This window comes from Rhizobacter sp. P2_D12, assembly GCF_056404395.1.
On sequence record NZ_JBFUEB010000102.1, the window covers coordinates 1 to 22,421 of the forward strand.

18 protein-coding genes and 1 pseudogene are annotated in these 22,421 nt (G+C 69.1%); 8 read left to right on the forward strand and 11 right to left on the reverse strand.

Translation table 11 applies throughout. From position 1 onward, the window contains the following. Positions 1-272 (reverse strand): annotated as a pseudogene (locus AC1DYN_RS25720) (hypothetical protein); the annotation flags it as partial. 41 nt (positions 273-313) lie between these two features. Here AC1DYN_RS25720 and AC1DYN_RS25725 point away from each other — a divergent pair. Next, positions 314-1,147 (forward strand): AraC family ligand binding domain-containing protein, encoded by an 834-nt coding sequence (locus AC1DYN_RS25725; RefSeq protein WP_477964393.1) that lies wholly within the window; start codon positions 314-316, stop codon positions 1,145-1,147. Positions 1,148-1,150: 3 nt separating this feature from the next. Here AC1DYN_RS25725 and AC1DYN_RS25730 read toward each other — a convergent pair whose 3' ends face one another. After that, positions 1,151-2,185, reverse strand: coding sequence for a porin (locus AC1DYN_RS25730; RefSeq protein WP_477964395.1), 1,035 nt, complete (start codon positions 2,183-2,185; stop codon positions 1,151-1,153). Positions 2,186-2,403: 218 nt separating this feature from the next. Here AC1DYN_RS25730 and AC1DYN_RS25735 point away from each other — a divergent pair, with 218 nt between their 5' ends. Beyond that, positions 2,404-3,381: a DMT family transporter gene (locus tag AC1DYN_RS25735; protein ID WP_477964425.1), complete on the forward strand. Its 978-nt coding sequence runs from the start codon at positions 2,404-2,406 to the stop codon at positions 3,379-3,381. Between the two features lie 179 nt (positions 3,382-3,560). On the opposite strand, the gene AC1DYN_RS25740 is transcribed toward AC1DYN_RS25735, so the two are convergent. The 6 genes from AC1DYN_RS25740 to AC1DYN_RS25765 all read right to left on the reverse strand — a co-directional run bounded on the left by AC1DYN_RS25740 (position 3,561) and on the right by AC1DYN_RS25765 (position 9,715). After that, entirely contained in the window at positions 3,561-3,764 is a 204-nt protein-coding gene (locus AC1DYN_RS25740) for a CsbD family protein (protein ID WP_477964397.1), read from the reverse strand. 123 nt (positions 3,765-3,887) lie between these two features. Next, positions 3,888-5,123, reverse strand: a complete 1,236-nt coding sequence (gene glcF, locus AC1DYN_RS25745) for a glycolate oxidase subunit GlcF (protein WP_477964399.1) — start codon at positions 5,121-5,123, stop codon at positions 3,888-3,890. Between the two features lie 3 nt (positions 5,124-5,126). Continuing rightward, on the reverse strand, positions 5,127-6,218 hold the full coding sequence (gene glcE, locus AC1DYN_RS25750; RefSeq protein ID WP_477964401.1) for a glycolate oxidase subunit GlcE: 1,092 nt from the start codon (positions 6,216-6,218) through the stop codon (positions 5,127-5,129). A gap of 5 nt (positions 6,219-6,223) precedes the next feature. Beyond that, complete coding sequence (locus AC1DYN_RS25755) at positions 6,224-7,744, reverse strand: FAD-linked oxidase C-terminal domain-containing protein (protein ID WP_477964427.1); 1,521 nt, start codon at positions 7,742-7,744, stop codon at positions 6,224-6,226. An 89-nt stretch (positions 7,745-7,833) separates the two neighbouring features. Further along, positions 7,834-9,063, reverse strand: coding sequence for an FIST signal transduction protein (locus tag AC1DYN_RS25760; RefSeq protein WP_477964403.1), 1,230 nt, complete (start codon positions 9,061-9,063; stop codon positions 7,834-7,836). A 16-nt stretch (positions 9,064-9,079) separates the two neighbouring features. After that, entirely contained in the window at positions 9,080-9,715 is a 636-nt protein-coding gene (locus AC1DYN_RS25765; protein WP_477964405.1) for a PhaM family polyhydroxyalkanoate granule multifunctional regulatory protein, read from the reverse strand. 229 nt (positions 9,716-9,944) lie between these two features. On the opposite strand from AC1DYN_RS25765, the gene AC1DYN_RS25770 reads away from it, so the two are divergent. Beyond that, positions 9,945-11,765: a S8 family peptidase gene (locus tag AC1DYN_RS25770; RefSeq protein ID WP_477964407.1), complete on the forward strand. Its 1,821-nt coding sequence runs from the start codon at positions 9,945-9,947 to the stop codon at positions 11,763-11,765. Here AC1DYN_RS25770 and AC1DYN_RS25775 read toward each other — a convergent pair whose 3' ends face one another. Beyond that, complete coding sequence (locus AC1DYN_RS25775; protein WP_477964409.1) at positions 11,766-12,752, reverse strand: TraB/GumN family protein; 987 nt, start codon at positions 12,750-12,752, stop codon at positions 11,766-11,768. 41 nt (positions 12,753-12,793) lie between these two features. Between AC1DYN_RS25775 and AC1DYN_RS25780 the strand changes: the two genes are divergently transcribed. After that, a complete protein-coding gene (locus AC1DYN_RS25780) occupies positions 12,794-13,207 on the forward strand; it encodes a VOC family protein (protein ID WP_477964411.1) in 414 nt (137 codons plus the stop codon). Between the two features lie 20 nt (positions 13,208-13,227). On the opposite strand, the gene AC1DYN_RS25785 is transcribed toward AC1DYN_RS25780, so the two are convergent. Continuing rightward, positions 13,228-14,088, reverse strand: coding sequence for a tetratricopeptide repeat protein (locus AC1DYN_RS25785; protein ID WP_477964413.1), 861 nt, complete (start codon positions 14,086-14,088; stop codon positions 13,228-13,230). Between the two features lie 155 nt (positions 14,089-14,243). Between AC1DYN_RS25785 and AC1DYN_RS25790 the strand changes: the two genes are divergently transcribed. The 4 genes from AC1DYN_RS25790 (at position 14,244) to AC1DYN_RS25805 (ending at position 21,104) form a co-directional block, all read left to right on the forward strand. Then, positions 14,244-19,556, forward strand: coding sequence for an RHS repeat domain-containing protein (locus AC1DYN_RS25790; protein ID WP_477964415.1), 5,313 nt, complete (start codon positions 14,244-14,246; stop codon positions 19,554-19,556). A 37-nt stretch (positions 19,557-19,593) separates the two neighbouring features. Next, positions 19,594-20,052 carry a hypothetical protein gene (locus AC1DYN_RS25795; RefSeq protein ID WP_477964417.1) on the forward strand — a complete coding sequence of 153 codons (459 nt, stop codon included), beginning with the start codon at positions 19,594-19,596 and terminating at the stop codon, positions 20,050-20,052. A 465-nt stretch (positions 20,053-20,517) separates the two neighbouring features. Next, positions 20,518-20,817, forward strand: a complete 300-nt coding sequence (locus AC1DYN_RS25800; RefSeq protein ID WP_477964419.1) for a hypothetical protein — start codon at positions 20,518-20,520, stop codon at positions 20,815-20,817. A gap of 110 nt (positions 20,818-20,927) precedes the next feature. Next, on the forward strand, positions 20,928-21,104 hold the full coding sequence (locus tag AC1DYN_RS25805; RefSeq protein ID WP_477964421.1) for a transposase: 177 nt from the start codon (positions 20,928-20,930) through the stop codon (positions 21,102-21,104). 33 nt (positions 21,105-21,137) lie between these two features. Here AC1DYN_RS25805 and AC1DYN_RS25810 read toward each other — a convergent pair whose 3' ends face one another. After that, positions 21,138-22,133, reverse strand: a complete 996-nt coding sequence (locus AC1DYN_RS25810) for a fumarylacetoacetate hydrolase family protein (RefSeq protein WP_477964423.1) — start codon at positions 22,131-22,133, stop codon at positions 21,138-21,140. Positions 22,134-22,421: the final 288 nt, after the last annotated feature.

A 22,421-nucleotide genomic window follows, 5' to 3' on the forward strand; every position in this document is an offset into this window, starting at 1 on the left:
GGCACCGGCGTCGGAACGGCCGCCGGCCTCGGCGGTGCCGGCGCACGCGGCGGCGGCGGCGGCGGTGCCAGCGTCACCCGCAACGGCCCCCACACCTCGGCCCGCTGCGCCGCGCCGCCGTTCGGCCGCCCGGTCTGCGTGCCGATCCACATCACCGCCAGCACGTGCAGCACCAGCGACAGCGTGACGAACTGCGCCAGCGTCGCGCGCTCCTGGGCCGACACGCGCAGGCTGTCGGCCGGGTGGGGCGGAAGGATGGGCAGGGAACTCATCGTGGCGTCCAGCCGCGAGCATCGCATGCCATGATCGCGCGGTGGAAGCCGTCCCCGACCGTTTCGAGCACGCAAGCGACCGTGCGCAGTTCAAGCAGCCCGCGCACCGCGGCGGCATCGAGCTGTACCGCGCGCACATCGTGCGCTATGCCTTCGAGCCTCACACGCACGAGGCCTATGGGCTGGGCGTGATCGATGCCGGCGTCGAGCGCTTCCGCTACCGCGGCAGCGACCACCTGGCGCCGCCGCAGTCGCTGGTGCTGATGAACCCCGACGTGCTGCACACCGGCCGCGCCGAGACCGAGCACGGCTGGCGCTACCGCATGGCCTACATCGATGCCGACCTGCTCGGCCAGGTGAGCGGCGAAGCCGGCTGGTCGTTCGCCGAACCGGTGCTGCAGCATGCCGAGAGCGCGCGGCGCACCGGCGTGGCACTGCAGGCGCTGTGGTCAGCCGATTCGGCGCTGGCTTTCGACGGGGCGCTGCTCGAGCTGCTGCAGGCGGTGCAGCCGCATGCGCGACGCCTGCCGGCCACGGACAATGCCAGGCCGGCCGGCAGCGATGCCGCGCTGCAACGCGCGATCGAGTTGATGCACGACCGGCTGGCCGACCCGCTGTCGCTGGCCGACCTGGCACAGGCGGCGGGCCTGAGCCCGTTCCACTTCCAGCGCCGCTTCAAGGCGCGTCACCACGCGACACCGCACCAGATGCTGATGGCGCTGCGGCTGTTGCGCGCCAAGCGGCAACTCGCGGCCGGCATTGCGCCGGCCCAGGTCGCCGCCGACAACGGGCTGGTCGATCAGGCCCACCTGACGCGGCGCTTCGCCGGCATGTACGGTGTCACGCCGGCGAGGTACCAGCAGCAGGTGCGCTGACGATCAGAACGAGTGGCGCAGGCCGGCTTCGAAGCCGGTCGACTTCTGGCCGGCGGCGATCGCCGGCGTGGTGCCGACGGCGAACTTCTGCGCGCCCTTGTTGTTGATGCGCGAAGCCGTCGTGTACAGCGCCGTGCGCTTCGACAGGTTGTACACGTAGCCCACGGCGACCAGCGTCGCGTCGTCGGCATCGGCCGTCTGCGTCGCGGTCGTGCCGCCCGACAGGTTGGCGCGGCCCACCGAGGCGCGCACCAGGCCGTTGCCCAGCGGCGCGCTCGCGCCCACCAGCAGCAGGTTCTCCTTGCGGTCGAGGAACTTGATCTGCGACACCGAACCCAGCAGCTTGACCACGCCCAGGTCGTACGAGACGCCCAGCGAGCCGACCTTGTACTTGTCCTCGGTGGCATTCGCGTCGGTCGTGCCGTACGAGCCCGACACGTTCAGCGGGCCGGCGGCATAGCCGATGCGACCGCCGACGTACTTGTTGCCCAGCGTGCCCTCGCCGGCCGCCACCGTCACCTGGCCGTACGCGCCGCCCAGGTTCTTCGGCAGGAAGTAGTTGATCTCGTTGTCGGCACGGGTGTTGGTGTTGACGGTGCCCGTCAGCTTCGACTGCAGGTTCGAGAACTTGCCGACGCCGTTGTCGCCGAAGGCGTCGAAGTCGGAGATGCCGGTGTAGCTCGGGGTGTAGTCGCGGCCGAGGCGGATCTCGCCGAAGTTGCCTTCGAGGCTGACCGTCGAGCGGCGGTGCCAGAACTTGCCGCTGCTGTTGATCGTGCCGTCGTCCGGGTTCAGCGCGGCTTCGAGCCAGAAGCCGGCCTTCAGGCCGTCGCCCAGGTCTTCGACGCCGCGGAAGCCCAGGCGGCTGCTGTTCAGGCCGTCGGTGCCGAGTTGCTTGACGTTGGTGTCGCCGTTCTTCACATAGCGGCCATTGACGTCGACGACGCCGAACACGGTGACGGAGGACTGCGCCGAGGCGCTGCCGGCCGCGGCGGCGAGCAGCGTGAACAGGGCGAGGGCGGGGGTGTGCTTCTTCATGTGGAAACTTCCAGGGACAGGGATGGGAGGGCGCCATTGCAACAAGGCTTGTCGGATGCGCGTATGACAGCCCTGCAATCTGTTGCAAGGCGTTGGCGCGGCCCGACACCCCCGGTGCGGTCACGGGGCTTTCATGGCCGTGTCACGAAGGCCGCCGCAGCAAGCCGGTACAAGACCGCGGCGCAGGCGGCGGCGACACTCGCGGCATGAACCCTGGCCTGTTGACCGGAACCCTGTTCGCCCTCGCCGCCGGCCTGATGTGGGGGCTGGTGTTCGTCGGTCCGCTGATGCTGGCGGACTACCCGGCCGCGCTGCAGTCCTTCGGCCGCTACCTGGCCTTCGGGCTGATCGCGCTGCCGCTCGGCTGGCTCGACCGCGCGCGCCTCGCGCAGCTGACGCGCGCCGACTGGACCGAGGCGCTGAAGCTCGCGGCCATCGGCAACGTCATCTACTACCTGTTCCTCGCCAGCGCGATCCAGCGGGCCGGCGGGCCGCTGCCGACCATGATCATCGGCACGCTGCCGGTCGTGATCGCGGTGTGCTCCAACCTGCGCGGCGGCGGCGTGCGCGGCGAGCCGCTGGCCTGGGGCCGGCTGCTGCCGTCGCTGCTGCTGATCGCGGCCGGCATCGCGCTGGTCAACCACGTCGAGATCGCGCAGCTGCGCGCCGATCCGGATGCCGACCTGGCGCGCTACGCGCTGGGCGCGGCGCTGGCGGTCGGCGCAGTGGCCTGCTGGACCTGGTACCCGCTGCGCAATGCCGACTGGCTGCGCGCCCACCCCGATCGCAGCCCGCGCAGCTGGGCCACGGCACAGGGTCTCGCGACCCTGCCGCTGGCGCTGCTCGGCTATGCGGGCACGTGGATCTGGATGCAGGCCAGCGGTGCAGCGTTCGAGATGCCCTTCGGCCCGCGCCCGACGGACTTCATCGGGCTCATGTTCGCGATCGGCCTGTTCGCGTCATGGCTGGGCACGCTGTGCTGGAACGAGGCCAGCCAGCGCCTGCCGACGGCCCTGGCGGGCCAGTTGATCGTCTTCGAGACGCTGTCGGCGCTGGCCTATGCGTTCGCGCTGCGGCGCAGCTGGCCTCAGGCCGAGACGCTGGCGGGTATCGTGCTGCTGATCGCCGGCGTGATGTGGGCGCTGCGCAGCAAGCCGTCGGTGCCGCCGGCGCTGTCGTCCGAACTGCACCCCTGAGGGGTCGATTCATCCAGGTCGTCCGGGGACGGTGCGTGCCGCTGGCGCATGCGGTCGCGGTACCAGGCGCTCACGCGCTCGGCAGCTTGCAGGGTTTCGATGTTCATGGTGGCGGTCGGATGGGAAGCAAAACGGCCCGGCCACGTACTGCACGGCCGGGCCCAGGGAGACTGAAGCGGTCAGTCGTCCACGCGTTTCAGGACGTCCTTGGCGGCGTCCTTGGTCTTCTGTTTCGCGTCGCCGTACGCAGCCTGCGACTTGCCGGCCACCTGGTCGGCCACGCCTTCGCCGCGCAGGCGATCACTGTCGACCACCTTGCCGGTGGCTTCCTTGATCTTTCCCTTGACGTCCTTGGCACGTCCCTTGATCTGGTCCTCGTTCATGCTGAACTCCTGGTCTCGCGACGCGGGTTGCGCCGCCCGTGAGAACAGTGTGGGCGCTGGCTCGCGCCAGGTCTGTCGGACTTGGCCGCGATCGTTGTCAGACAAGACCGCTGGCGGGTCAGGTCAGGGGGCCAGCGCTTCGTCCAGCACCTCGACCCAGTGCCGCACCGGGATCACGGTGCCGCTCTGCAGGTGCTGGATGCAGCCGACATTGGCCGACACGATGGCCTGCGGCTGCAGCGCGTCCAGGTGACCGAGCTTGCGGTCGCGCAGCTGGTACGCGAGCTGCGGCTGCAGCACCGAGTAGGTTCCGGCCGAGCCGCAGCACAGGTGGCTTTCGCTGGCCGCCACGCGCACCTCGAAGCCGAGCGTCGCCAGGTGCGTCTCGATGCCGCCGCGCAACTGCTGGCCGTGCTGCAGCGTGCACGGCGGGTGGAAGGCGAGCGACTTGATCGGCAGCTTGCGCAGGCGCGGCTTCAGGCGCGGCACCAGGTCGGGCAGCAGCTCGCCGAGGTCGCGCGTCAGCCCAGCGATGCGCTGCGCCTTCTCGGCATAGGCCGGGTCGTGCGCCAACGCATGGCCGTAGTCCTTCACCGTCACGCCGCAGCCGGACGCGTTCATCACGATCGCCTCGACCTGGTCGGACATCACCAGCGGCCACCAGGCGTCGATGTTGCGCCGCATGTCGTCCAGCCCGCCGTCGACGTCGCCCAGGTGGCTGCGGATCGCGCCGCAGCAGCCGGCCTCGTCGGCCACCAGCGTCTGGATGCCGGCGGCATCGAGCACGCGCGCCGTCGCGCTGTTGATGTTGGGTGCCAGCGCCGGTTGCACGCAGCCCATCAGCAGCAGCACCTTGCGCGGGTGCTGGCGCGTCGGCCAGCGGTGTGCCGACGCGGCGGCGCGCGGCGGCACCTTGTGGCGCAGCGCGGCCGGCAGCAGCGGGCGCACCGCCTGGCCAACTTTCAGCGCCGGCGCGAACAGCGGCGAGGTCAGGCCTTCCTTCAGCAGCCAGCGCACGGCACGCTCGCCGCGCGGGCGCTCGACACGCTCGTCGACCAGCTTGCGGCCGATCTCGACCAGCGCGCCGTACTGCACGCCCGACGGGCAGGTGGTCTCGCAGTTGCGGCAGGTCAGGCAGCGGTCCAGGTGCTGCTGCGTGCTGCGCGTGACGGGCTCGCCTTCGAGCACCTGCTTCATCAGGTAGATGCGGCCGCGCGGGCCGTCGAGCTCGTCCCCCAGCAGCTGGTAGGTCGGGCAGGTGGCGGTGCAGAAGCCGCAGTGCACGCACTTGCGCAGGATCGCCTCGGCGGCGTCGCCGTCGCGCGTGCCCTTGAACTCGGAGGACAGCCTGGTTTGCATCGATCAGAGATCCGGGTAGAGGCGGCCGGGGTTGAACACGCCCTGCGGGTCGAAGGACTTCTTCAGCTCGCGGTGGATGCGGTCCAGCGGGGCGTGCAGCGGCGCGAAGGCGCCGGCGGACTTGTCCTGGGCCATGAAGAGCGTCGCATGGCCGCCGACACGCGCCGCGGCATCGCGGATCGGCTCGGCCGGCGCCGCGCTGCACAGCCAGCGCTGCGCGCCGCCCCATTCGATCAGCTGCTCGCCCGACACCGGAAGCGGCGGCGCGGTGCTGGGCACCGACAGCCGCCACAGCGCGCCGCCGTGCGCGACGGCCTGCTTGGCCTTCTCGAAATATTCGTCGTCGTGGTTGCGCAGCCCGCGCCAGAACGCGATCGCCTGCGTCGGCTCGATGACCTCGCCGCCCAAGGCCTGCAGCGCCGACTGCACCGCCGCGAGCGCGCCGCGCAGCCGCACCACCAGCATGCCGTCCCACCAGGCGCTGGCGTTGATCGGCAGCGGCAGGCTGCTCCATTCGTTGATCTTCTGCATCGCGCTGATCTGCGCCAGCTCGAAGCGCACGGTGGCGGTGGCCGGCGCCAGCGGCAGCACCTTCAGCGACACCTCGAGGATCACGCCCAGCGTGCCGAGCGAGCCGGCCAGCAGGCGCGACACGTCGTAGCCGGCGACGTTCTTCATCACCTGGCCGCCGAAGCTCAGCACCTCGGCGCGGCCGTTCAGCAGCGTCGCACCGAGCACGTAGTCGCGCACCGCGCCCACCGACACGCGGGCCGGGCCCGACAGCCCGGCCGCCACCATGCCGCCGACGGTGGTGCCGGGGCCGAAGTGCGGCGGCTCGAACGGCAGGTACTGGTTCTTCTCGGCCAGCGCGGCCTCGAGCGTGGCGAGCGCGGTGCCGCAGCGCGCGGTGACGACGAGCTCGGTCGGCTCGTAGCTGGAGATGCCCTCGAGCACCGTGGTGTCGAGCAGCTCGCCTTGCGGCGGCTCGCCGTAGAAGTCCTTGGTGCCGCCGCCGCGGATGCGCAACTGGGCGCCGGCGGCGCGGGCGGCTTCGACCTGGTCGATCAGGATTTGCAACGCGGGATCGTGGGTCATCGAGGTCAGAAGCGTGGGATGTCCGCGAACGGCAGCAGGCCGCGCTTGACGTGCATGCGCCCGTACTCGGCGCAGCGCACGAGCGTCGGGATCACCTTGCCCGGGTTCAGCAACCCGGCCGGATCGAAGGCGTGCTTCACCGCCAGCATCTGTTGCCGCTCCGCATCCGAGAACTGCACGCACATCGACGACAGCTTCTCGACGCCCACGCCGTGCTCGCCGGTCACCGAACCGCCCATCGCGACGCTGGTCTCCAGGATGTCGGCGCCGAACAGCTCGCAGCGGTGCAGCTGGTCGGGGTCGTTGGCATCGAACAGGATCAGCGGGTGCAGGTTGCCGTCGCCGGCATGGAACACGTTGGCACAGCGCAGGCCGTATTTCTTCTCCATCTCGCCGATCGCGAGCAGGATGTCGGCCAGCCGCTTGCGCGGGATGGTCGAATCCATGCACATGTAGTCGGGGCTGATGCGCCCGCTGGCCGGGAACGCGTTCTTGCGCCCGCTCCAGAACTTGAGCCGCTGCGCCTCGTCCTTGCTGACCTCCATGCGCGTCGCGCCGCTGCCGGCCAGCACGTCCAGCATGCGGCCGATCTCCTCGGCCACCTCTTCCGGCGTGCCGTCGCTCTCGCACAGCAGGATGGCCTGCGCGTTCAGGTCGTAGCCGGCCTGCACGAAATCCTCGACCGCCGCGGTCATCGGCTTGTCCATCATCTCCAGCCCGGCCGGGATGATGCCGGCGGCGATCACGTTGGCCACCGCATCGCCGGCCTTGCGGATGTCGTCGAAGCTGGCCATGATGCAGCGCGCCTGCAGCGGCTTGGGCACCAGCTTCACCGTCACCTCGGTGACGACGGCCAGCATGCCCTCGCTGCCGATCAGTACCGACATCAGGTCCAGGCCCGCCGCATCCAGCGCCTCCGAGCCGAACTCGACCGGCTCGCCCTGCCCGGTGAAGCCGCGCACGCGCAGCACGTTGTGCACCGTCAGGCCGTACTTCAGGCAGTGCACGCCGCCGGAGTTCTCGGCCACGTTGCCGCCGATGCTGCAGGCGATCTGGCTGCTCGGGTCGGGCGCGTAGTACAGGCCGAAGGGAGCGGCCGCCTCGCTGATCGCGAGGTTGCGCACGCCGCACTGCACGACGGCCGTGCGCGCCAGCACGTCGACCTTCAGGATGCGGTTGAACTTGGCCAGGCTCAACGTCACGCCCAGTGCCAGCGGCAGCGCGCCGCCGCTCAGGCCCGTGCCGGCGCCGCGCGCCACCACCGGCACGCCGAGCCGGTCGCAGGCGCGCAGCACGGCCGCGACCTGGTCCTCGGTCTCGGGCAGCACCACCACCAGCGGCTGCTGGCGGTAGGCCGTCAGCCCGTCGCATTCGTAGGGGACGGTGTCTTCGCTGCGCGACAGCAGCGCATGCGCCGGCAGCAGCGGCGCGAGTTCGGCCACGACCTGGGCGCGGCGCTGCGCGCGCTCGTCGGCCGACGGGCCGGCCGATGGTTTGGCCGATGGGTGGTCGTTCGGCGCTTCGATTCTCTCGGGGGCATTCACGGCGGCAGGGTTCCGGCGGCAGCGGGTTCAAGAGCCCACGACTGTAGCGCGTGCCCCGGCCCCACGATGTCTCAGGCGGGCGTGGTGAACACCGTCAGCACGCCGGTGTAGCCGTACAGGTGGTGGCGCGCGATCTCGCCGGCCGCGAAGAAGCCGACCAGCGGCACGTCGCCGAGCGCGCGCCGCACGATCGCCAGCTCGGCCGACGGCGCCCCGAAGTGCGGCCCGCCGCGCCCGGCGCAGCTGACGTAGAGCGCGCCGGCCATGCGCCGCGCGGCATGCGGCGCGCCGTGGCCGTCGGGGCCCTGCTGCAGCGCCAGCGCGGTCTCGCGCGGCATCGCCTCGGGCTCCAGCTCTTCGCGGATCTCGCTGCAGATGCGCACCAGGTCGCGCCGCGCTGCCTCGGTGCTGCGGCGGCAGAAGGCCAGGTGCATGCCGGGCTCGACGCTGTCGCTGACCGCGACGCCGCGCTGCTGCGGGTCGATGCCGACCAGGTGGCGCACCCGCGTGTCGGTGCCGAACTGGCCCGGCCGCGCCATCAGGTCGTCGCGGCTGTCGCTCAGCCCGACCAGGGTCTGGCGCAGCTGGGGCAGCGCATCGCGCGGCTCGCCCGGGTCGACCTTCAGGTCGCGCAGCAGGCAGTCGAGCGCCGCCTCGCCGTCGAGCTGGGTCACGATGTTGCGCTCGCCCTGCGTGATCAGGCGCGCCGGGCCGACCGGCTGGCAACCCTGGGTCACGCGCGACACCAGCGCCACGTCGCGGCTGAAGGCGACGCCCGACAGCCCGCCGTCGAACACGCCATCGGCGATGTGCAGCGCCTGCGTGCGCGCCGAGGCCAGCCCGCCGAACAGGTAGCCGGTGGCGGTGCGGTCGCTCATCTCGGCGATCAGCTCGGCCAGGTCGGTCGCGCCGGGGTCGGCATGCACCAGCGCCGTGCTGGCCGCGAAGCCGGCGCTGCCGTGCAGCGGCGCGGCACCGGAGAAGACGCGGAACTGCTCGCGCGGCAGCTCGGACAGCATCAGCGCCAGCGCCGGTTCGTCGAAGTACTCGACGCCATTGGCCGCGATGCCGACGCCGACCGCGCCGACCCAGGCGACGCCCGGCCAGCGCCGGCGCAGTTCGTCCAGCAGCTCGTTCGCATGCGGCGCGTAATGGTCGCTCAGGTAGACCCAACCCAGCGTCGGCTGCGTGATGTGCGCGCCGCCGGGGTCGGCGCGCTGCGCTTCGATCTGCGCCGCCGACAGAGCCAGCGCCATGCGCCAGTCCGGGTGCGTCGCGTGGGCGTGGGCGAAGAGCTTCATCCGCAGGCCGTCCCGGTCAGCCGCGCGGCGCGGCGCGCTTGCGCGCGCTGGCCTTGGCGGCGGCGCCGGCCGCCGCCTTCGCGGTCTTCAAGGCCACCTGGCCGGGCAGCGTCGCGGCCTTCTTCAGCGTCTGGCCGGCAGCGTCCACCGATTGCTTGACCATCGCGCCGGCCAGGTTGCGCGCCGCATCCGACGCGCTGTCCTTCATCGCGGTGGCGGCCAGCTCGCTGAACTGCTTGGTCAGCGCACCCCACCACTGCATCGGGTCGACGGCCGGCGCGGGTTCGGCGGATTTGCGTGCGGCCTTCTTCGCCGGTGCGGGCGGGGCCGCCGCAACGCTGGGCGCGGCCGCCGGCTTCAGCGTCAGCGATTCGCGCAGGTCTTCCATCTGCACGTTCATCGTCTTCAGCGTCGACAGCGTCATGCGCTGCACCTCGAGCGCCTGGATGGTCGCGCCCAGCATGCGGGCGTTCTGCTCGAGCCAGAACTGCACGGTGCGCAGCTCCTCGATGCGCTTCTCGAGCTCCTCGGGGTTCAGCGTCGGCGCGACCCACTGGCCGATGCTGGGCAGCGCGGCCCCGGCGTTCTTCACCAGGCCTTGCAGGAAGTCGAACCCGGGCACCAGCTTGGTGAAGTTCGGGGCCTCGGCCATGGTGTCTCCTTGTGGTGGTGTCTGCTGCTTTCCCGACACCGATTGTGCACGCCTTGCACGGCCGGGCGCCCGCGCGCAAGCCCTAGGAAGCCCGACCTGAAAACTCTTGCAGGTTGTTGCCTATCTGCGTTGACGCGCCCCGGCTTCTGCCCGACCCTGCGTGCGCGCCGCGGACTGTCGGCGCTTTTGCTTCCAACCTCACAAGGGATGAAACATGACAAAGCGATCCATGCATCGAATCTCTCTGCGCAGGGTGTTGTCAGCCCTGCTGGTCCTGACGGGCGCCACCGCGCTCTCGGCCCATGCCGGCGTCCTGTCGGCGGCAGCAGCGGCCCAGAGCATCACCGCAGTACCCCAGGCCGACGTACCGACCCCCACCGACCGGCTGATCATCAAGTACCGCAGCGGCGCAGCCGGCGCCGCATCCACGGCCTCCACCACCGAGCGTGCCGTGCTGCACCGCAGCGCCCAGGATGTCGCGCTGCGCGCCGGCGTGCAGATGCAGTTGCTGCGCGTGGGCGCGCTCGACACCCACGTGATGAAGCTGGACCGTCGCCTGGCGCAGGCCGACGTCGCCCAGATCGCGCGTGACATCGCGGCCTCCGACCCGAACGTCGAGTACGCCGAGCCCGACCGTATCCTGCATGCGCTGTTCACGCCCAACGACACGCAGTACGGCCAGCAATGGCAGTACTTCGAGGCCACGGCGGGCCTGCGGTTGCCGGACGCGTGGGAGAAGTCCACCGGCACCGGCGTCGTCGTGTCGGTGATCGACACCGGCTACCGGCCGCACGCCGACCTGGCGGCGAACATCCTGCCCGGCTACGACTTCATTGCCGACACGGCCACCGCCAACGACGGCGGCGGGCGCGACAGCGATGCGAAGGATCCGGGCGACTGGATCACCGCCGGCGAATGCGGCAGCGGCAGCGCGGCCGAATCGAGCAGCTGGCACGGCACGCACGTGGCCGGCACCATCGCGGCGGTCACCAACAACGGCAGCGGCGTGGCGGGCGTGGCGTTCAACGCCAAGGTCGTGCCGGCGCGCGTGCTGGGCAAGTGCGGCGGCTACACCTCGGACATCGCGGCGGCCATCATCTGGGCCTCGGGCGGCACGGTGAGCGGCGTGCCGGCCAATGCCAACCCGGCGCGCGTGATCAACATGTCGCTCGGCGGCAGCGGCGCGTGCGACACCACCTCGCAGAACGCCATCACCTCGGCCCGCAGCCGCGGGACGGTGGTGGTGGTGGCGGCCGGCAACAGCAATGCCAACGCCTCCGGCTTCTCGCCGGCGAGTTGCAGCGGCGTCATCACCGTGGCGGCCACGAACCGCAGCGGCGGGCGCGCGTACTACTCGAACTACGGCGCCATCGTGGACGTCGCGGCCCCGGGCGGCGACGTGCGCTCGAGCTCGGCGAACGGCATCCTGTCGACGCTGAACTCGGGCTCGACGACGCCGGGCTCCGACAGCTTCGCCTACTACCAGGGCACGTCGATGGCGACGCCGCACGTGGTGGGCGTGGTGGCGCTGATGCTCGCGAAGAACCCGTCGCTGACGCCGGACCAGGTGGAGACGCTGCTGAAGTCGTCGTCGCGGGCGTTCCCGGCCACCTGCTCGCAATGCGGCGCAGGCCTGGTGGATGCCAACGCGGCGGTCGATGCAGCGGGGGGCGGCACGACGACGCCGCCGACGCCGGTGACGGACACCGAGTCGAACAACACGCTCGCGACGGCGCAGGCGGTGAACAAGAACTCGCTGGTCTCCGGCACCGTCGCCAGCAGCTCCGACACCGACTACTTCAAGGTGACGGTGGCCAGCGGCAGTTCGCTGGCCGCGACGCTGACGCCGAACACCAGCTCCGACTACGACCTGTACATCTACAACGCCAGCGGCACGCAGCTCGCGCAGAGCGAGAAAGGCACCGGGCAGGTCGACTCGGCCTCGGTGAGCAACAGCAGCGCGAGCGCGGTGACGTACTACGTGCGCGTGCTGTACTACAGCGGCGGCACCGGCGCCACGAACGGCAAGTACACGCTGCTCCTCAACTGATCAGCGCTTGAAGACGATGCGCTCCACGCGGTAGCCGCGCTTCTTCAGCAGGGCCGGGAGGCCCTGCGGCCCGATCATGTGCAGGCTGCCGACGGCGGCGAACACCGTTTCGCCGCCGTCGTGCCACGCCGCGATCTGTGCCGCCATCGCCGGGTTGCGCTCGTCCAGCATGCGGCGCATGTCGCGCCGGTCGTCCTCGGACTCCATGCACTGGCACCAGCTGGCGTAGCGCTCGAGCTCGTCGAGCCGGCTGCCCGACCAGACGTCGGCGATGCGCTTGAGCATGCGGCGCGTGCGGCCGGTCTCCAGCTCGGCCAGCGTCTTGTCGATCATCTCGACCCGCTGTTCGGCCGTGCCGCCGGTCAGCATGTCGATCTGCATCTCGGGCGTCTCGAGCGAGCTGACCGTCTTGCCCAGCTGGTGGCCGAGCAGCGCGAGGAAGGCGTCGATGCCGTAGGCCGGGTCCAGCCCGTCGGCGCGGCCGGCGGTGACGGCCAGGTTCAGCGCCAGCATCACCGGGCTCAGCGCCTGGCGCAGCGTGTCGGGGATGCAGGCGCTGCGCGCCTGCGCCTGCAGCCGGGCGGCCAGCGGCGGAGGCAGCGTCTCGTCGCCGGCCGGGCCCTGCGCGGCCCCCAGGCGCTGCGCGATGTCGGCGTCGGTGATGTCGAGTTCGAGCGCGACGCGCCGGCTCTCGCGCACCGCCGCGCTCACCGCCGGGCCGGGGATCACCCAGTCGGGCCGCGCGACGTGCATGGTGCCGTACAGCCACGAGTCGTGGCCGCCCTTGCTGATGCGCCACAGGAAGCCGCGGTCGCGCGCGCCGCCGGGGTCCGCCTGGGCCGACAAGGCGCGCGCCGCCTGGGCCGCGGCCTGGCGCGAGCAGGCCGGGTCGGCCTCCTGCGCCGACGCGCTGGTCGCGAGCAGGGCCATGGACAGCACGGCGAGCGGCCGGCGCAGGGCACGCAGGAAGGAGGCGAAGGGCGTCATGGCTGCGACTGTAGCCAAGCTGCGCCACAATCGCCCGCACCATGCGCAGCCTGTTTCATCTCGCCTTCCATGTGCGCGACCTCGACGCCGCGCGCCGCTTCTACGGCGGCGTGCTCGGCTGCCGCGAGGGCCGCAGCACCGACACCTGGGTCGATTTCGATTTCTTCGGGCACCAGGTCTCGCTGCACCTGGGCGAGCCGTTCGCGACGACGGACACCGGCCGCGTCGGTGCGCACCTCGTGCCGATGCCGCACCTGGGCGTGGTGCTGGAGCTGCCCGACTGGCAGGCGCTGGCCGCGCGGCTGCAGGCCGCCGGCACCGAGTTCGTGCTGCCGCCGAGCGTGCGCTTCGAGAACGAGCCGGGCGAGCAGTGGACGATGTTCTTCCGCGATCCGTCGGGCAACCCGATCGAGGTCAAGGGCTTCCGGTCGTTCGACGCGGTCTACGACCACTGAATCCCGGATTGTCATCCGGGCTACAAGCGCTCGCAGCCCGGATGACCATCCGGGATCAGGCGGCGCCACCGCGCCAGCGTGTCGGCATCCGGCAGGTCGTCCCCCAGCGCGTCGATCGCACGCCCGAACCACGAACCGGCCTCGGCCTCGCGTCCGAGTGCCAAGAGGTTCTCGCCCAGCTCGGCGAACACCCAGCCGTCCACCGCGCCGGCCTCGGCCCACTCGCGCTCCAGCCGCAGTTGAATCGCCAGCGCCGCTTCGTGGCGCCGCAAGGCGCGCAGCGTCCACGCCACCATCCAGTGCGCGATCCGCAGTTGCACCGGCTTGCCGTCGCGTTCGCGCGCCGCCAGGGCCTGCCGGAAGCTCGCCAGCGCTTCGTCGAAGCGGCCGGCGCCGTGCAGGCTCATGCCGATGTTGTTGGCGAGCGACCCCTCCCAGGCGCGGGCGTTCGGCTCGTCCGAGGCCAAGGCGAGGGCCAGCGCGCGGTCGTTCCAGGCCAGCTGGTCGGCGGTATCGGGCTCGACCAGCGCGACCATGTGCATCGCGTCCACCGCCAGCTCGTCCAGCCGCGCGGCGCGCGCCAGCTCGACTGCCTGCGCGAACAGGGGCCGCGCCTGCTGCCGCTCGCCGGCCGAGCGCAGCGTGCGGCCGCGCTCGAGCAGGTGGCGCACGCGCGGCTCGGGCCCGGCGCCGTCCAGCGCCGGCAGCAGCGCGTCGAGCTCGGCATGTGCCTGCGCGAACTGACGCCGCAGGCTGTGCGTGCGAGCGATCTGCGTGCGCAGCGACAGCGCGTCGTCGCCCTGCGCTTCGGCCAGCAGGCGGCGGAACACGGCTTCCGACGTCGCCGGGTCGTCGAAATCCCAGAGCGATCGGATGTTCATCGTGTGTTGTGCGGGAGCCATGCGTACTTGCGCAGGGCGCCAATATGCCATTCATACCCCTGTTGTGCCATTCTGACGCAGCGTTGCATACCGCTTGCCAGGCGATTTGTCCTTGGATTCAATGCGCCGGGTTCATTGGGATCAGGGACAAGACGATGAGAACGAGATGGATGGGCGCCATTGCGGCGCTGTCGCGCATGGCGAAGCGGCTGGTGTTCGCGCTGGCGTTCGTGACCGCGGTGCTGGCGGGCACGCTGTCGGTGCCGACGAGCGCGCATGCGGAGGGCAGCATCTTCCTGGAGTCGAACTGCTGGAACTCGGGGGTGTGGGGCACAGCCATCAAGCCCTATGCCCGACCGAGCAAGCAATGGCCGGAAGGCTGCTTCGACACGCCGCTGGAGGTGGTCAACGCGAACTGCCGACTGTCGCTGGCGCTGGGCCATGCCGAGACGTGCGAGCTCTACCAGGCGCCGGCGGCGCTGACCGACATCACCCAGACGACCACGGGCGTGAACCACGCCAAGGGCGGTACGCAGGGCGAGAACTACATGAGCGTGCCGGTGGGCTGGTTCGGGCTGTGCCCGGAGCACTCGGTGAGCAAGGGCGGGCTGGAGTGCGGCTGCGATGCCGGCTTCGGCCCCGGCGGCGAGGACGGCAAGCAGTGCGTGCCGGTGAGCGTGGTGTCGCAGGCGAACACGCCGCCGTGCAACTGCAAGAGCGATCCGCTGGTGGCGAACCCGATCTCGCCGCTGCGCGGGGTCAAGCGCGAGACGGTGGGGCTGGGCGTTCAACTGGCCGGATTGCCGCTGGCGCTGACCTACGACAGCAGCGACCTGGTCCCCAGGACCCCGGCGGAAGCGAACGACGGGGCGGGGGCGCAGATCCTGGCCCCGCAGTTCGGGCGCCCGGGCTGGCACGGCACGCTGTGGCGGCATCTGTCCACGGCCGCGGGGGCCGAGGACGGCGAGGTCATCGCGCACGTGACGCGCGGCGACGGCACGGTGGACATCTTCAAGCGCCAGGGCAGCGGCCCCTACGCATCCGCCAGCGGCAGCGCCAACCGCTTGCAGACGGACGCCGCAGGCGGCCTGCGCCTGGACGACGTGCGCGCCAACGCGCAGGAGATCTACGACGGAGCCGGCCGGCTGAGCCAGATCGCATGGATCGACGGGCGGCGGCTGACGCTGAGCTACGGCAGCGGCGCGACGCAGGACAAGCCGGTGGGGGCGAGCGACGGCCACGGGCGCACGCTGGGCATCGAGTACAACGCCGACCCGAGGAAGTACGGGCTGGGCCTGCCGTCGCGCTTCACCGACCCGGCGGGCGCGGTGAGCACGCTGGAGTACGGCGGCTACACGACGCTGGACCAGCTGACTTGGCCCGACGGCACGTCCAGGCGCTTCCTGTACCAGGCGGCGAACCTGGTGTCGGCGCTGACGGGCATCGTCGACGAGGCGGGGGTGCAGTACGCGAGCTTCGGCTACGACAGCACGGGCCTGGCGATCAGCAGCGAGCACGCCGGGGGCGTGGGCCGGTACGCGACGAGCTACGGCACGCCGCCGGGGATGCAGGCGGTATCGACCCCGGGCCGTGCGGTGTCGCAGCGCACGTGGCGCTGGACGGCGCCGCAGGACGTGGTGGTGACGCAGCCCAACGGCGCGACGCAGCGCTGGAGCGCCATCCGCGTGAACGGGCACAACGCGCTGCAAAGCCGCGAACAGCCGGCGGGCTCGGGCAGTAGCACCGCCACCAGCGCGCAGACCTACGACGACAAGGGCAACCTGACCAGCCGCGACGACTTCAACGGAATCCGCAGCTGCTTCCAGAACGATGAAGCCCGCAACCTGGAGACCGCGCGCGTCGAGGGCCTGGGCACGCAGGCGGCCTGCAGCAGCGCGACGGCGATCACGGCCGTACTGCCCGCCGGTGCCCGCAAGACCACGACCGAGTGGCACCCGCAGTGGAGCCTGCGCAGCAAGGTCGCGGAGCCGGGCCGGATCACGACGAACGTCTACAACGGCCAGCCCGACCCGTCCGCGGGCAATGCCATCGCGGCCTGTGCGCCAGCATCCGCCACCCTGCCCGACGGCAAGCCGATCGTGGTGCTGTGCAAGCAGCTCGCGCAGAGCACGACGGACACGGACGGCCACCTGGGCTTCAGCGCCAGCGCACAGCCCGGCAGCCCGGTGCGGGTGACGCGCTGGACCTACAACCAGGACGGCCAGGTGCTGACGGTGCGCGGCACGCGCGCGGACCTGGACGACTCGTTCAGCTTCAGTTACTACGCCGACACCAACGGGGACCACACCCACGGAGACTTGCAGTCGATCACCGACGCCAAGGGCAAGGTGACCCGCTTCGACAAGTACAACCGCTACGGCCAGGTGCTGCAGAGCGCGGACCCGAACGGGATCGTGACGGTGAACGGCTACGACGCGCGGCAGCGGTTGATCACCCGCACGGTGGGCGGCGAGACGACGACCTATGGCTACGACCCGGTGGGGCAGCTGACGCGGGTGACGCAGCACAACGGCAGCTGGGTGGGCTTCGAGTACGACGCGGCGCACCGCAGGACGGCGAGCACCGACAGCGACGGCAACCGCATCGAGGACACGCTGGACAACGCGGGGCAGAGCACGGGCCAGACGGTGCGCGACCCGCAGGGCGCGCTGGCCGCAAGGGTGGCGCGGGTGCTGGACGCGCTGGGGCGGCTGCAGCAGCAGACGCGCCCGGGAGAAGGTTCGCTGTACGGAGCCTGGCAGGGCACCAGTCCCGGCACCTGGATCGCGCTGACCAGCGAAGGCCAGGGGTTCCAGGCTCCGCAGGAGACGTCCCAGGCCTGGCGGGTGCGCTACGGGGCGGACACGCGCTGGATCGAGCGCGAGGTGAACGGGGAGGGTTCGTGCAGCAACGCGTTCTTCGGGGCAGACCCGGCGCCGGGCGTGGTCAAGAGCTGCCAGCGCTATGCGGCGTCCGCGTCGCCGGCCGGCTGGAATACCCTTGCCACCGAAGGCCAGAGCTTCGCGGCGACCCGGGTGTGGCGGGTGCGTTATGGCGTGGACACGCGCTGGATCGAGCGCGAGGTGGTCGGGCTGACGCCGTGCACCTATGTGTTCTTCGGCGGCGACCCGGCGCCGGGGGTGAGCAAGAGCTGCCAGCGCTACGACAGCGCGGCGAGCGCGCCGCCCACGGCATCTGCGGCGGTGGAGCGCTACGAGTACGACGCCGAGGGCAACCCGACGCGGCAGACGCAGGCCCCGGACGGGCTGAACCTGCAGACGCAGCTGGTCTACGACGCGCTGGAGCGGGTGAAGGAGAGCACCGATCCGGCGGGATACAGGACGAGCCTGCAATACGACGGAGCCGACCGGCTCACGCAGGTCACCGACCCGAGGAACCTGAGCACGCAGTACGCGCGCAACGGCTTCGGCGAGACGACGCAGCTCAGCAGCCCGGACACCGGGACGGCGACACGGACCTTCGACGAAGCGGGCAACCTGAAGACCCGCAGCGACAGCCGCGGGGTGCTGGAGAGCTACAGCTACGACGCGCTGAACCGGTTGACGACGGCGGTCTACAGCCAAGGTGGACAGACGAGCCAGACGCTCAGCTGGGGCTGGGACATGACAGGCCCGGGGTACAGCAACGGGCTGGACCGGCTGGGCCGCACGGATCACTCCAACGGCAGCGCGCGCTGGCAGTACGACCCGCTGGGCCGGGTGACGCAGGCGACGCAGACGGTCAATGCTTCCGCCAATGCGAACCCCGCCACGGTGACCACCACGGTTCAATACGGCTACACGCTGGGGCGCTTGACGAGCATCACGTACCCGTCGGGGCGCCAGGTGGGGATCGCCTATGGCGGGCGGCGCATCGGCGCGCTGAGCCTGGCGCAGAGCGCCGGGGGGCCGACGACGCCGCTGCTCAGCGAGATCCGCTGGGAGCCCTTCGGATCGTGGCGCGGCTGGAAGTGGGCGATGGCGGGAACAGTCCCCGACATCGCGCAGCGGCAGGAGCGCTACTCCGACCAGGGCGGACGGCTGGTGCGCTACCGGCTGGGTGAGAACTACCGCGACGTCAGCTACGACGCGGCGCTGCGCATCACCGGCTTCACGCACCTGAACGCGACCGACGGCTCACCGCAGACCGCGCTGGACCAGGTGTTCTTGTACGACGCGAACAGCCGGCTGACCTTGATCGCCACCGCGAACTCGACCTGGAGCATCGCCTACGACGCCAACGGCAACCGCACCGGCGTGAGCCTGAACGGCGAGCCCAGCACCTACACGACCGAGGCGACGAGCAACCGGCTGACGGCGATCAGCAACCCACCGCGTAGCTTCGGCTATGACAGCGCCGGGAGCACGACCAGCGACAGCGGCAACTACACCGCGACCTACAACCTGCGCGGGCAGTTGGAGACGATCACGACCGCCGCGGGGACGGCGACCTACACCTACGACGTTGATGGGCGGCGGGTGCGCAAGGTGACGAGCGCGGGGCCATCGAGCACGGTGATCTTCGTGTACGACCTCGACGGGCAGTTGCTCGGGGAGTATGACCAGGCAGGCAACGCGATCCGCGAGTACGTGTGGCTGGAGCACACGCCGGTGGCGATGTTCACGCCGGACCCGACCCTGGCCAATCCCGCCAGTGGAGCGCCGCTGGTGTACTTCATCCACACCGACCACCTGGATGCGCCGCGCATCGTGGTCGACCGCAACAACCAGGTGCGCTGGCGCTGGCTGGCCGAGCCCTTCGGGACCACCGCGCCGGAGACCAACCCGCAGGGGCTGGGAGACTTCACGCAGAACCTGAGGTTCCCGGGGCAGTATGCGGATGCGGAGTCGGGGCTGTTCTACAACTACTTCCGTCACTACGATCCGTCGAGGGGCGGATATCCGAAGTCGGATCCGATTGGTTTCGCGGGTGGTAGCGTATCAACCTACATATATGCGGATGGGAATCCACTGAGCTATATTGATCCTGATGGCTTGCAAAGTGGATCAATGGGATTTCCAAATATTGAGGGTGAATTCCGGCAGTATCAAGAGGCAGTGATAAAGTATTTTTTTGAAATCGCCGGATTTGCCATTAGCGATGGGTTACTTGGGGCTGGTCTAAAAAGTCTAGAAGCGTTGCGTGCCGTAAGACTGGCGGAACTCGCTCGTGATGCAGCGGGTGCAGAGTATGGGAGAAAGTATGGAACTTATGTTGGTGGTTTTAAGAATGGAAAGATATTTACGGGAAAATCGCAGAAAGGCATAGGTTGTGCGGAGAATGATGTCGCTCTGCAAGGCGGTGCAGACGTATTCATGACCCCCGCCTTCGGGTGGCGTCGCAATCCATCAACAGGACTGGTTGAGTGGACGGAAATTCCTGTCTGCTATTCTTGTCAAGCGAAATATAGTCCATTCCAGTTCCCTAGGGGTATTAAGGCTGAGCCCGGTGGGCCATGGGGCTGGTAATTCTGGTATGGTAATAATGCGCATAGAGGAGATTTCGATGACGGTACTCGATCGCGTTAAAGGTGTTCATTGGCGCTTATATGATCAGCCCGAATGGAATGATCCATTGAGTGTTCCAAAAGCAATCGAGAAGTTGTTGAATTCTGAAGAGGATGCGTATATATGCTTGATCAATGCAGTTGGAAATAACCATGCTGGGACATACTATCCAATAGTGTTGGAGCTATTGCCGTTTCTGGAGGAAATAATTAAAGCAAATGAACCCTCTCCTCAGCGAATAGCGATATGCTTTCTTGATGACTTGTTCGCCTCATTCCACCCGCAATCCGGCTATGAGAAGCTAAGAGACGGCACTGCGCAGCACCAAGATCTCGAGGTGACGTTCAGGAGCCGAGTTCGTCAGTTGATGCCTATATTGATGCCTATTTCTTCCAGCACGGGTCCGAATGCTGCTCTTGCCAGCGAATTTCTCTCCCTCATACGCGAAGCGGAGTAGCTGTTGGATTCCAGGTGCCTGGATCCGTGGGATTGAGGCTGAGGCCCGCGGTGCTGTGCCGATCAGGCCAACTTCTGGCGCCTCATGAGAGCGCAACGGCTCTCGTGTGAGGCCAGGACGATCGACTCGGAGTGATGCGGCACCCGTTTGCCGCAGGTTGCGCCCCGGATGCCGCAATTCGGCCACGCCGCAACGCAGCGCCTGACGCGCGAAGCTGGTATTTCGAGTATCTGACGGTGCAGTTTCTGAAAATAAATACAACGCAAACAGCTTTCATTTACATTGGAGAAAAGTACACGGCAGTTCAGCACTTAGCCGTGCGTATTGGGGATCGAGTGTTTGATTCTTACACCGGTTCTCAGGGTATGCTCTATAGTCAGTACCTGACTATGTTGGGCGAATCCAATCTTGGGCCCAGTAGCGTTGGCATTGAGGTGCTCAAGACAATTTCTCGGTACAGATAGCATGAATAATCTGCAAGAGTGCACGAACTTCATTGAATGGTTTGAGCAAGCGCTGCGTGCAAGACCGGGTATGTTTGGATCCTTGGCAGAGATCTCAGCTATGTTCTATATCGTTGACAATGTCAGCAATATTTGCACTCATGGCGAAAGGCTTCCAACGAAGCTGTCGTGGAATGGATTCTTGATCGAGCAGGGTCTCCTTAAGAAATCTCGCGTCGTCGATGAATCTTTGGGCTATGAAAGGTTCATCGAGCTGAGGGGGCGATATTTGGACTGGCGAGAAGCTAAGCGCGCTCAATAGGCGGCTCAAGTTTTGGACCGCTAGGATCAGGGTTTGGCCGCCGCGGGTGTTGCAGTTCAGGCTTGAGGCCGCCATCGGCTCGCGTCGTGAGTTAGAAGCTCGCAGACAAGGTGAACCTGATCGATCAGAGGCACGAGTTCGTGCGGCTGCCGGGTCTGATCAACTGGCGGGCGTTCGCTGACGAATGGAGCCCGCAGTTCGCATCGACGACGGGGAGGCCAGGAGTGCCCACTAGGCTGATGGCGGCGCTGCTGTACCTGAAGGGCGCTTCTCGTGACTCCCCTTGAGCGCCTTGATCGCAGCTGACACGTCGGGCCGCGTCAGTCCGCCGCGCCGCCGCCCTGGCGCACCTGCTGGTCGATCGCGCCGAACAGCGACTGCCCGTCCAGCCCCTTCATCTCGATGCGGATGGTGTCGCCGAACTGCATGAACTCCGTCTTCGGCTCGCCACCCTCGATGGTCTCGATCGCTCGCTTCTCGGCGATGCAGCTGTAGCCGCGCGACCAGTCCTTGTTGCTGACGGTGCCGCTGCCGACGATGCTGCCGGCGCGCACGTTGCGCGTCTTGCAGATGTGGGCGATCAGCTGGCCGAAGTGGAAGGTCATTTCATCGCCGGCATCGCACAGGCCGACCTTCTTGCCGTTCCAGGTGCTTTGCAGCGCCAGGTGCACGCGCCCGCCCTTCCACGCGGCACCCAGCTCGTCGGGCGTCACCGCGACCGGGCTGAACGCGGTGGCCGGCTTGCTCTGGAAGAAGCCGAAGCCCTTGGCCAGCTCGGGCGGGATCAGGTGGCGCAGCGACACGTCGTTGGCCAGCATCAGCAGCCGGATGCCTTCCAGCGCCTGCTCGGGGGCGGTGCCCATCGGCACGTCGCCGGTGACCACCGCGACCTCGGCCTCGAAGTCGATGCCCATCTTCTCGCTCGGCACGACGATGTCGTCGCAGGCGCCGATGAAGTCGTCGCTGCCGCCCTGGTACATCAGCGGGTCGGTGTAGAAGCTCTCGGGCACCTCGGCATGGCGCGCCTTGCGCACCAGCTCGACGTGGTTGATGAAGGCCGAGCCGTCGGCCCACTGGTAGGCGCGCGGCAGCGGCGCGGCGCACAGCTTCGGATCGAACGGAAAGGCGTGGCGCGCCTTGCCGTGGTTCAGCGTGACGTACAGGTCTTCGAGCTGCGGCGACAGGAAGTTCCAGTCGTCCAGCACCTGCTGCAGCCGGGTCGCGATGCCGGTGGCGTGGTGGGCGGTGCAGAGGTCGCGCGACACGACGACCAGCTGGCCGTCGCGAGATCCGTCTTTGTAAGTGGCGAGTTTCATCGTGGGTCCGTACTATCCGTCTGTCATCCGGGGGCATGCCGATTGCCGTATTGTCGGTGCCTGGCCCGACCCCACCTGCCCACCATCGCCACCGAGCCCCCACGACCCTTGCGAATCCTGCCCCCGCTCACCGCCTTGACCCTCGTGCTGCTGTTGCACGCCGCCGCATGGCAGGGCGCCGCCAGTCCGGGCACCGGCAAGCGCTCCGACTTGGTGGTGGCGGCGATGCAGGTGCGCACCGTGGAGGCGCCGGCCCCCGCGGTGGCTGCCGCGGCGCCGGCGCCGGTA

Excerpts from the sequence above, each read along its gene's own strand:
- AC1DYN_RS25730 (WP_477964395.1), bottom strand. The coding sequence starts at position 2,185 with ATGAAGAAGCACACCCCCGCCCTCGCCCTGTTCACGCTGCTCGCCGCC.
- AC1DYN_RS25780 (WP_477964411.1), top strand. The coding sequence starts at position 12,794 with ATGCGCAGCCTGTTTCATCTCGCCTTCCATGTGCGCGACCTCGACGCC.
- AC1DYN_RS25800 (WP_477964419.1), top strand. The coding sequence starts at position 20,518 with ATGAATAATCTGCAAGAGTGCACGAACTTCATTGAATGGTTTGAGCAA.
- AC1DYN_RS25770 (WP_477964407.1), top strand. The coding sequence starts at position 9,945 with ATGCATCGAATCTCTCTGCGCAGGGTGTTGTCAGCCCTGCTGGTCCTG.
- AC1DYN_RS25790 (WP_477964415.1), top strand. The coding sequence starts at position 14,244 with ATGAGAACGAGATGGATGGGCGCCATTGCGGCGCTGTCGCGCATGGCG.
- AC1DYN_RS25765 (WP_477964405.1), bottom strand. The coding sequence starts at position 9,715 with ATGGCCGAGGCCCCGAACTTCACCAAGCTGGTGCCCGGGTTCGACTTC.
- glcF (WP_477964399.1), bottom strand. The coding sequence starts at position 5,123 with ATGCAAACCAGGCTGTCCTCCGAGTTCAAGGGCACGCGCGACGGCGAC.
- AC1DYN_RS25760 (WP_477964403.1), bottom strand. The coding sequence starts at position 9,063 with ATGAAGCTCTTCGCCCACGCCCACGCGACGCACCCGGACTGGCGCATG.
- AC1DYN_RS25740 (WP_477964397.1), bottom strand. The coding sequence starts at position 3,764 with ATGAACGAGGACCAGATCAAGGGACGTGCCAAGGACGTCAAGGGAAAG.
- AC1DYN_RS25795 (WP_477964417.1), top strand. The coding sequence starts at position 19,594 with ATGACGGTACTCGATCGCGTTAAAGGTGTTCATTGGCGCTTATATGAT.
- glcE (WP_477964401.1), bottom strand. The coding sequence starts at position 6,218 with ATGACCCACGATCCCGCGTTGCAAATCCTGATCGACCAGGTCGAAGCC.
- AC1DYN_RS25775 (WP_477964409.1), bottom strand. The coding sequence starts at position 12,752 with ATGACGCCCTTCGCCTCCTTCCTGCGTGCCCTGCGCCGGCCGCTCGCC.
- AC1DYN_RS25785 (WP_477964413.1), bottom strand. The coding sequence starts at position 14,088 with ATGAACATCCGATCGCTCTGGGATTTCGACGACCCGGCGACGTCGGAA.
- AC1DYN_RS25810 (WP_477964423.1), bottom strand. The coding sequence starts at position 22,133 with ATGAAACTCGCCACTTACAAAGACGGATCTCGCGACGGCCAGCTGGTC.